The sequence below is a fragment of the Alloyangia pacifica genome (assembly GCF_020524285.1).
Taxonomy (GTDB): Bacteria; Pseudomonadota; Alphaproteobacteria; order Rhodobacterales; family Rhodobacteraceae; genus Salipiger; species Salipiger pacificus_B.
This window is the reverse complement of record NZ_JAIVKX010000033.1, coordinates 1-8429: the sequence shown is the minus strand read 5'-3', so window position 1 is coordinate 8429 and position 8429 is coordinate 1. Positions and strand designations below refer to the sequence as shown.

Annotated in this window: 6 protein-coding genes and 2 pseudogenes; 6 read left to right on the top strand and 2 right to left on the bottom strand. The window is 58.4% G+C overall.

The window, feature by feature from the left end; genetic code table 11:
* Positions 1-1210: 1210 nt before the first annotated feature.
* The 4 genes from LC039_RS26620 (at position 1211) to LC039_RS26605 (ending at position 5540) form a co-directional block, all read left to right on the top strand.
* Positions 1211-2053 carry a hypothetical protein gene (locus LC039_RS26620; RefSeq protein WP_226629900.1) on the top strand — a complete coding sequence of 281 codons (843 nt, stop codon included), beginning with the start codon at positions 1211-1213 and terminating at the stop codon, positions 2051-2053.
* A 192-nt stretch (positions 2054-2245) separates the two neighbouring features.
* Entirely contained in the window at positions 2246-2758 is a 513-nt protein-coding gene (locus LC039_RS26615; protein ID WP_226629898.1) for a hypothetical protein, read from the top strand.
* Positions 2759-2977: 219 nt separating this feature from the next.
* A complete protein-coding gene (locus LC039_RS26610) occupies positions 2978-4573 on the top strand; it encodes a hypothetical protein (protein WP_226629897.1) in 1596 nt (531 codons plus the stop codon).
* A gap of 22 nt (positions 4574-4595) precedes the next feature.
* The gene (locus tag LC039_RS26605; protein WP_226629895.1) at positions 4596-5540 is read left to right on the top strand and encodes a hypothetical protein; all 945 of its coding nucleotides are present in this window, start codon (positions 4596-4598) and stop codon (positions 5538-5540) included.
* Between the two features lie 36 nt (positions 5541-5576).
* Here the strand turns inward: LC039_RS26605 and LC039_RS26600 are convergent, their stop codons facing one another.
* Together LC039_RS26600 and LC039_RS26595 are read right to left on the bottom strand one after the other, a co-directional pair.
* A complete protein-coding gene (locus tag LC039_RS26600) occupies positions 5577-5738 on the bottom strand; it encodes a hypothetical protein (protein WP_226629894.1) in 162 nt (53 codons plus the stop codon).
* 56 nt (positions 5739-5794) lie between these two features.
* Positions 5795-5941: pseudogene (locus LC039_RS26595) on the bottom strand (IS3 family transposase); the annotation flags it as partial.
* Positions 5942-6153: 212 nt separating this feature from the next.
* Here LC039_RS26595 and LC039_RS26590 point away from each other — a divergent pair.
* Both LC039_RS26590 and LC039_RS26585 read left to right on the top strand, forming a co-directional pair.
* Entirely contained in the window at positions 6154-7827 is a 1674-nt protein-coding gene (locus LC039_RS26590) for an amidohydrolase family protein (RefSeq protein WP_226629892.1), read from the top strand.
* Between the two features lie 298 nt (positions 7828-8125).
* A pseudogene (locus LC039_RS26585) lies at positions 8126-8281 on the top strand (IS3 family transposase); the annotation flags it as partial.
* Positions 8282-8429: the final 148 nt, after the last annotated feature.

Here is an 8429-nt window from a genome sequence, read left to right as displayed (position 1 = left end):
GAGCGGGCCAGTCGGATCGGAATATCTGTGCGTGACCATTTCTGCGAGACCATTGACCAAGGGGGCAAGAAACTCCGGTGCCCGCACTTCGCAGGCTGCCCATATCTCGCGCAATTTCAAACGAAGGCGGCCCACCTCTTTCTTGCTACGAGCTACCTGTCACTTCCTGCCCCGCACGGAACTGAGTGCGATTGGAGGGTGGTGGACGAGACGTTTTTCGACGAGTTCGTACCGATCCGGAAAATTTCCGCGGCCTCCTTCACCGCCCCGCGAGAGTTCTTTCCGCCGTCCAAAGCGACAGAGCATGAGGCTCTTCTGAAGGCCTCAAGTAAGGTTCTCGCGGCACTCATCGATCGGCGGTCGCCCGTTGCCCTGAATTTCACGGTCGAGGAGCTTCGCGAAAGTCTCCACGGTCAACATCCCAAGACTGCTCCCGGTTGTTCCCGGAAGCATGATGACCATCAATGTAAGGGGGTCATTTTGGGACGCCGATCACCCCGCTATGGGGTCAGTTTTCCATGCCTGTTCACACTCATCGTGAGCTCGTTCGGGACTCCCAGCCGAGTAGTCGAGACAGAGCGCGTTGGGAGCTTGAAGAACCGGTTGACCCGTGAGCCAGTAGTGACCAAAGAATACGGGCTTCGCTCCAACCGGATACGTTTCACCGAGGATATCCTCAGGCCGTACTTCGTCCGGAAGCTCCGCGGGGTGTGAACCGAGGTCGGTATCCCGGCCCAGCTCGGCGAGTTCTGTGCCCACCAACGAACGCGGATGTAGTCACGCCAGACTCCATCCTTGTCACGAAAGCCGTAGCTTTCTGGCAGCGGATGATCCGGACCACAGCGCCCGGGGACGGAGGTCCGGGGCGGCGCTGGAGTGAACGCTATTGGTAATACTATTTGCTGCGTTTTCTCGTGGATAAACAGGAATATTTTCGAACCAGAGCGTCGCCCTTCCTGCTCAGCGGCAGCGCGCCTCTGTTATGAAGCTCTCAACGGTTCGGCCGCCCTACTGAGGCACTTCGCTCGCTGGCAGCGCTTCAGTGCGCCGATCTCATTGCTCGAAATTTCTGGCGCGCGTGTTATGACAATTCATTTGCTCCTCGTTTTGATATTCAGCCAGTATCGAAAACAGGAATGTCAAACTTGAAGTCGTAACGATTTTTGCCCGCTACCGAACCAGGTTGGCAATGGGCGAGGTAGGGATTACCATGTATCACAAGCTCGCAAGAGGCTATGCAACCGCCTATCTTTCCAAGAAGCGACCTTATGCCACCGTAGAAAGCTGGTTTGAAAGTCCGAGGATGCAGAGGTCACTCGATGTCTTCGAGGAATCGGCGCGATCCAAAAAGCCCGGGCGCTGCGAAAAGCGGCTCGCACCCATTCTTCGCCCAGCCTTCCTGAACCCCATGGTTTGTTCTTGGACCAAGCCCCTCAAGCTGGTCATGGCAGAAACAGTTGGTTCCGCGCATGAATGCGACATATTTTCGCTCGGGGAGACAGAGGCGCCGCTTTATCAGGAGCGGTCAATTTTCTTCTCGAACTTGTTCCTGTCCAAGAAGGCTGATCTATGCCGGATCGACCTCGTGACTTCGGCAAACATTTCGCATCACGCGATAACCCGTCTCCTCGAGCGGGAAGTAGCGACTCCGGACACGCTTCATCTTGATATTCTCTGCACCCTGAGCATCGCCAGGAGCTTGGCGATGACCTACAGCTTCACCTCTCTGGACAAGGATCGCGCTCATGCGTTTCTTGTCCCCTACTTCGGTGGCGCGCTTCCAATTGCGACAATGCGCGTGCGCGCGGGTCGGCACAGCTCCGACGAACACATCCCAGTCATGTCCGTGCGCACCTATCTTGGGCCGGATATGTTACGCCCCGAGCATCACGAACGTATGGGCGGATATGAGGCCGCGATGTCTGGCTACAGCGAAATCAATGGCAGTAAGAGCTTCACGCGCTGGATGGAAGTCAATGCCAGGCCTTGGAGCGTGACCAGCGACGCGTCTGTGGCCCACGCTGGTCAAGGGCCGTCGAGCCATGCGTGCTGACACGGGCCCAAGTTTGGTGACCAATTCGATTTGACAAGCGGGGTCATCCGCGACATCGGCAATCCTTGGCTTCTCTCCGAGGCCGTATCTCCTGCCTGTCCATACATCAGGTGGGACAAGACTGTGCCTGCGAACCATCGAAAAAGCTCGGTCCTGAAATCTCTTGCGAGGGATAGGAAAGCTGCCGCCCTGATGGAATACGTTGTCACCCTGTTTCTGATCGGCGCAGCCGCGGCAGGGCCAACCTGGAAATTCTGCGGTGAGGTCCGTGACATCTTCCTGGAAAGGGCCGAGTCTCTGAGTGGAAATGGCGAAGAATCTTCGCCGGACCTTGGAAATGAAGATGCAAATCCCCTGACAGAGGGAGGTGAGGACGACGGCTACGGTCCGAAGGATCGCGATCCCGGGGGCGGCGTCGTGGACGCTTCTGACGTCGCGAACGGCTGCCCGTTCACGGCTGGGTCCGAGTATTACCGGGCCAAGCGCGCAACGCAGCTTCAGAGCTGGTCTTGGGTCATTCTCGATCCGGAAGATCACACTGAGCCCATGTGGGGAAACCGGGGTAGGCCCTGGTTTGCCAGCACGCCAACTATCTTCATCCTGCTGAAAAGCGACTTCGCTATCGGTTTTCAGGGAGTTTCTCGAAGCGGATTAGATCACCAACACGCTGTCTGGACATCGCCTGCAGGCGGAGGTCATTCATGACCGAGCTGAGAGTAGTCCGTTCGATTGTGAGGCGCATTCCGTTCGATTTGAACTTGCAATTTCGTTCGATTCCGGACCAGTATTCGTTCGATAATTTTGACCCGTTATCGCAAGGATCGAGCGGACTTAATTTAAAAATCTGGCACATTCAAATTTATCGGACGGCACATTTGAGCCGACGCCATTCCGGCCAAACTCAATTAAGGGAACCTGTGACCCATGGACGATTTCAATCGAGAACGAACGCCTGATGCAAAGCGCGATGAGGCGTTTTCCAAAAGAAAGCAGGCTGATCTACAGCTTTTGCGGGAAACGCGGCAGAAAGCCGAAAACGGGTTCCGCCTTGAGCACCCTCGAAATCTTCATGCAGCCCTCGAGCTCGGGAAGAGGTATCGGCAGGCAAGAAAGGCTCACGGCTTTTCGGAGTCCGATCTTGTCGATATCGCCCTCGATCGACTCGAGACACGACTGCAGGCCCCGGCAGAGTTTCCCATTCGCAAGCTCGTCCTCAAGCGGGCGATCGATGCCCTTACTGCAGACGTCATCCGCGACCATCGCGGATCGGATCTGCCGCAGAAACAGCTGTCCCACTACTTGGCCGCGGTTCAGGCCATTGCCTGCCTGTCGGGCGAGGATGAAACCGAAGCGCAGATCAGCTTCCTGCGGGTTACGCGTTGCTGGGATGAGAACGCAGAGGACAGCAGCAGCGAGGCAACCTGGTCTGCGGTTGGCAAGCTCACCGCAAACCTGAGGAGACTGGCGGCTCTTATTTCGAAGAAATTCGATCTGAAGGAATGCTTCCTGCACCAGGATCGGCTCGGCGCCAAGTGGGATGCGTTCTTCGACGAGGTACACCTGTCTTCAATGTCCGGAGTGGTCAGGACAAACGTGAGTGTCGAGGGGGACTGCGGCCAGCATCTCCTGGAACTTTGTCAATATCCGTCCATCCCGCTGATCTACATCCCCATGGCATGGGCTGACGGCACGGTTCGTGTCGAAGAGGGGCCGGGGCGGAATGAGCCGGGCATGGAGCACTGCCCGTCAGGCTTCAGTGACGTCAAGGTCCGCCTGACCCAGTGCCAGGAAATCAGGCTGACGCTGTCTCCGTCACCTCAGGGGAAGATGGAGGTCTACCTGCAATCCCGGGGCCTGGTCCTGCTTGGCTTCGCGGAGGGTGAAATCTATCCTGTTTGGGGGACTTGCCACTACACGACCCATGTGTCCGAGCGGCAGGAGATTTTCCGCGACGGATGGCGTGAGGTTCAATTGCAGGGCTTTCCGCAGGAGTTGGAGATTCCCTGGGAGGAGGGTTCGACGCGTGATCTTCTTCACACGCGCATCAATCCGGCCTCCGGAGATCCGGACTCGATGAACTGGGAGTGGGATCCGGTGCTTCGCCCGGGCGAGTGCTACTTCTTTGGCCCGGAATACTGGAGTTTCACCAGCATGACCCAGGACCACCTCTATCATTGGCTCATCCAGGATCATCGCTTCGATGGGATGTCTGCGATCTGCCCGTGGACCCAGCATGGCTCCAAGATTCTCGCGCGGGTCTATCCGCCGTTGATTGACGAGGGAAAGATCGCAAGCAGTTTCGGGAAAGGCGACATGGTCTACGGCATCGATGCGCCCTTTGGGTCTGCGGCCTTTGCGCTCGAGCAGTGTCTTCACAACGGCCTTCTCGTGGATGCGCTCGAGCTCGTTGCGCGGCGCATGAAGGAGCAGACGGATGCGTTGCTCGAAGAGCAAGAAGGCGTTGCGACTGAGGCTGAGAGCCGTTTGCACGGTCAATGGGCTGAGCGGTTTGGCTCGTGAGCAGGTTTAGGGGAGACGTACGATGACACAGGAGATTCCAGTCGCCACCTACTGGTGGCAAGTGACCGCGGCCCTGCCAACCGGCAGGGATACCCGGGAGTATTACGTCCTGCGCCGGCAATGGGCCGACCACACCACGAATGCGCGCAAGTCTTCACGCGGGTACAACCGGTGGGGAAACGAGGACAACATGACCCCAAGTCTGTTCCAGATTTGGGCGGTGTTTCCCGACCCCGAGGCAATGCGCGGCTTTCTGTCGGCCGCGGGCGTCGAGGTCCAGGGAAAGCTTCGCTCGGTGACTTGGGCCTACTCTCATGAAGAGGCGACGGGCCCTGCCGGAAAGAAGCTCATTGCAGATATAGTGATCCATTTCGTGGATAACGAGGGGCCGGGTATCCTGGTCCTGGAGGTCAAGAGGCCTGGCAATCATCCGACGAAGGCGGATACTCACAAGCTCTCTGGCTACACCAATCTGCGCAGCGTCCGAAAGATCGCGCGTCGGCATGGCGCCTTCCTGGTGGGAGCGAAGAGTGCAGCGCGCGCCGCTGCGCTGTCGTCCATCTATCCGGTGATGACATGGGACGAGATGTGGTTGCTTCAGATGGTAGCGGCCGAGGAGCACCTGTCGCCAGTCACATTGCCATGGATCGATCGGGCTTATGCCCGTTATGGCATCGGAGAGGCTGGCGCGCCGGCTTCTGTCGGTAGCGGGGAACATGGAGATGAGTCCGCAATCCAAGCGATCCGGTTGATGAACCTGCCAGCCCGGGAGCTGAACTTCCTCCTTGGCTCGGAATGTGTCGAAGCATTCCTTGCCGGCCACTGTCCACCGCCTCCCTTGCCTTGGCTCAAGGGCGCCAAGAGCATGGAAGAGATGTGTGACCGGTCACTTCAGGAAACCTGGGTGCGGCGGATCATCAGATGGGGGCCCGATTGGTCGCCACAACAGGAGCCACGGGATCCCTGATCTGGGTGATGCCCTGGGATACAGATGGGCGAAGTGCTACCGCGCTGCGGCAATTGCCACGGCGCGGGCCTTGAGATCAAGAAAGACTGCCTCTTCCTCGTCGAGGTCGGCACCGGTGTAGATGGCGTCTCCATCACCCTCAAGATACCAGCCCGGGACATCGACCACCTGCTCGAGCCCTTGGTAGCTGACGACCATTGGGCGAATATCTCGTGTGAGAACCTCGCCAGTGACAAGGGGGGATACTTGTATCGCGCCTCCACGTCGAACGGCCGATCTAAGGTGTTGTCGACCACGACAGAGGGTTTGCCAGCATACTTCCCGGGGTGGCGCTTATAGCCGATCTGTGCCGTGACCCCGGCCAGCTTGGTCAGGCGCGCAACGCGGTTCAGACAGATGTTCGCAGAAGTGCTCCAACGGCTCGGAGCGCCTTGTAGTAGATGTTTTCTTCAGATTTCTTGCGATATAAATTTCCCATGTTATCGTCCAGAAGGCATCCAGTTTATCGCAGAATTAAGATCGCAATTCTTCTGGTTGAATTTTGCATGAAGGGTATTTTCATGGCTATATCTCAAATGCTTCGAATCCTGGCCGCTCCACTCAATCAAGCGCCATGATCGGACGGCGCCATTTTGCTTTGGGCTTAACGGGGACCTTAGGTACCTCGGGTTTGATGGGGTGTGGCCATGTGAGGCACTTCTTCCAACCGGAAGTGTCGCGCACGACCATCGACATTCATACGCATTTCTTCAATGGGCGCGACGTCCCGGTGGTGGGCTTTCTGAAGCAGACGGTCATTCGCGATCCGCATGCACCGGTCGATCAGGACATGGTCTCAGACGCGTTCTTTAAGCTGTTGAAGGCCATCCTTCTGATCAATACCCCAACCGCGCACGCCGAATTGGAGCATATTGGCGGACAAGTAACGCCTGCCCCGCCAGAGGTTATTCTGGCGCGCGACCAGGAAAATGTGGCTAAAGGAATCACGCAATTCGCCCATGGCGTCGGGCGCGAGACCGCTGGGCTGACCACGTCCCGGTCCGCCGAGGAGGCCATTCTCGACCGCATCGCGACCGAAGTGGGTGCGCCGGAGCTACGTAGCAGCTTGCATACCATGCGAGCCCAAGGCTCAGCATTAGCCAACCGCATCTACCAGACCGCCAGGTCCGAGCGGCAGGTGCCGGGGGAAGAGCATGAATATGTACATCGGTCGCCCTTGATGCAGACAATCCGCTGGGCCGGCCTCCTAACCCGGCCAAGGCTGGATATCTTGGCCGAGCTCGACAGACTTTATGGCGGGCCGGGCCTGATCCGGGTTTTTTCACCCTCGCTTGTCGATTTCGGGGCGTGGTTCATCACAGAAGAGACCGTGACCCCGATCGAGGATCAGATCGATTTGGTTGCAGCGATTGCGCGCCGATACACCGACGCGCTGGTGCTGCCCTTCGCCCCCTTCTGCCCGCTGCGTGCCGCGCTGGAGCGTGAGGACAATCCGCAAATCGACCCTCTGAGGCATGTGAAACGCGCGGTTCTGGAACTGGGTTTCGCAGGTATCAAGCTGTACCCACCGATGGGCTTCCGACCCGTCGGAAACGCCAGCTCGCTGTCTTGGGTGCCGCGCAAGCCGCAGGGCGGCGCTGCGATGCTCGATCATGAACTGGAAGCGTTGTACCTTTGGTGTATCGAAAACGAGGTGCCCATCAAGGCACATGCCAACAATTCGATCGCGGCAGGACCGAACACTGGCAGCTTCGCCGACCCGGCAGGCTGGGCGGAACTGCTTCGCGATCCGCGCTTCCGGAACTTGCAGCTCAACCTTGCCCATTTCGGTGGCTTCGACGAAACTGCGCCTCGCGGGCTGTTCCCTTCGCCGGGCGACTGGGAGGAGACCCTCGCCGATATGGTTGAGGAATTCCCGAATCTCTATTTCGATCTCGGCTACTGGACCGAAGCAACCCAAAGCGAAAGCGACCAACGGGCACGGGTGATCGCGCGGACACGCGTGCTTTTCGATCGTTCGCCGCAGATGGTCGAGCGGATGATGTACGGGTCAGACTGGTCCATGATCGGGCGGGAACCGGGGCATCCGGCGTATCTTGCCGGAGTGCTATCAGCGCTCAAAGAGTTGGGCCTCGACGAAGCCGCGACAGAAAGAGTGATGGGCGGAAACGCTGGGCGGTATCTCGGACTCGACCGGAATGGCAGGCAGCGCGCGCGCCTTAATGCCGCTTATGCCGACCACCCCGTTTACCAGGCCATCTTCGATAGGTGGACCTGGATTCGATAAAGGCTTGTTGCACTTATCGGTGAGAGCGGGTCATTTTAGGAGTTCTGAGCGTTAGATCGGTTGCAAGTGGAATCCTTCGTCTCCGCGCTTCCGCACGAAGAAATGGTCTTGACCTGCCCCCTGCGGGGCCAGCGATCAGGGCTGGAAACCCATGCCCTGACGCACTTGTTCATATACTCACACGGCCGCACCAGCCTCGATGGTGTAAATGCTAAGCCGTAGCGGATCGACCGATCGAGTGCGCCGCCCTGCTCGCGGCAGAAGGCACAGAGCGCGAGTCTGTTGCCATCCACCAAGGCAACGGGCCGCCCGCAAGGTCTACCGCACCCGCGATGCCGCCTGCGCCGACGTGTTCGATTAAGTCGAGCGCTTCTACGATCCGCGGCTGCGGCGCCATTCGAAGCTCGGCTATCTAAGCCCCATGGCGTTCGAGGCTCGAGCTATGCAAACCTAACTCGCGTTCCACGAAGCCGGCAGCAGGCCAAGACGAGAAACGATCCGCAGCCGTTCTTTTGATACAGCGGCAGGTCGCTCTCACGTACGCGTTCATGAACCCGCTTCAGCGGCCCCTCAATATCTGCGACACCACGCCGGCGGTTTCG

Excerpts from the sequence above, each read along its gene's own strand:
- LC039_RS26620 (WP_226629900.1), top strand. The coding sequence starts at position 1,211 with ATGTATCACAAGCTCGCAAGAGGCTATGCAACCGCCTATCTTTCCAAG.
- LC039_RS26615 (WP_226629898.1), top strand. The coding sequence starts at position 2,246 with ATGGAATACGTTGTCACCCTGTTTCTGATCGGCGCAGCCGCGGCAGGG.
- LC039_RS26610 (WP_226629897.1), top strand. The coding sequence starts at position 2,978 with ATGGACGATTTCAATCGAGAACGAACGCCTGATGCAAAGCGCGATGAG.
- LC039_RS26605 (WP_226629895.1), top strand. The coding sequence starts at position 4,596 with ATGACACAGGAGATTCCAGTCGCCACCTACTGGTGGCAAGTGACCGCG.
- LC039_RS26600 (WP_226629894.1), bottom strand. The coding sequence starts at position 5,738 with ATGGTCGTCAGCTACCAAGGGCTCGAGCAGGTGGTCGATGTCCCGGGC.
- LC039_RS26590 (WP_226629892.1), top strand. The coding sequence starts at position 6,154 with ATGATCGGACGGCGCCATTTTGCTTTGGGCTTAACGGGGACCTTAGGT.